We start from the raw sequence: 666 nt of genomic DNA on the forward strand, positions 1-666 counted from the left end.
GTTGGTAAAGCTGTTGGTGCTTTGGTTGACTTGAATGATGCGCCCATGATTTTTACTCCGCTACGTTGTTTCGATAGGGATAGTTTACGCCTTTCCGTGGCATAGTCAACAATTAGTTTCTATCAATTGCGTTAGAGTCTGCACTAAATTGCATCATGCGTTCTGCACTGATACGCGGTGCGCCGTTGCTACTGGCTTTAACGTTGCCGATTGTATGCGCTGCTTTGAACAGATGAGGCGCAAGGATTGCCAACTTAGCCGCTATTGTTTCCGCTTCAACAGACTTAACGCCGAAACGTTTAGCCGCAAATTTGAACTGCTTAACGAGTGAATCAACGTTAGCATTACGCATAGGATTAGATTTAACAGTATTCATTTTTATAGCCTCAAGAGTGAAAGAAGATTTTATCTAGGGCGTTGTGTACCCTATGTAAAACCTTCTCTTAGAATGAGAAACTAAAGTTAATGCTTGCGCCGCTATCGGTGCTTTGCGCTTCGCCTGTCTGGACGTATTGAGCGCCACCGAAAGAAACTTGTGTATCTGCTGCTTTAGTGTTGCCAACGTAACAAGAGGCAAGGAAACCAGCTACAAGGGCGATAACTAACCAACGCGGAGTTTTAACACGAGCCGGATTTTTAGTAGTAGGTTTAACGATATAATCAGTT

2 protein-coding genes are annotated in these 666 nt (G+C 43.7%); both read right to left on the minus strand.

Annotated features, from left to right (window positions below; translation table 11 throughout):
* Positions 1 to 112 precede the first annotated feature (112 nt).
* Positions 113 to 376, minus strand: coding sequence for a hypothetical protein (locus N1032_RS25760; RefSeq protein WP_259543459.1), 264 nt, complete (start codon positions 374 to 376; stop codon positions 113 to 115).
* Positions 377 to 443: 67 nt separating this feature from the next.
* Positions 444 to 666, minus strand: a 223-nt coding sequence (locus tag N1032_RS25765) for a hypothetical protein (protein ID WP_259543461.1), incomplete at its 5' end; no start/stop codon positions are given.

This window comes from Herbiconiux daphne (genome assembly GCF_024979295.1).
Taxonomy (GTDB): Bacteria; Actinomycetota; Actinomycetes; order Actinomycetales; family Microbacteriaceae; genus Herbiconiux; species Herbiconiux daphnes.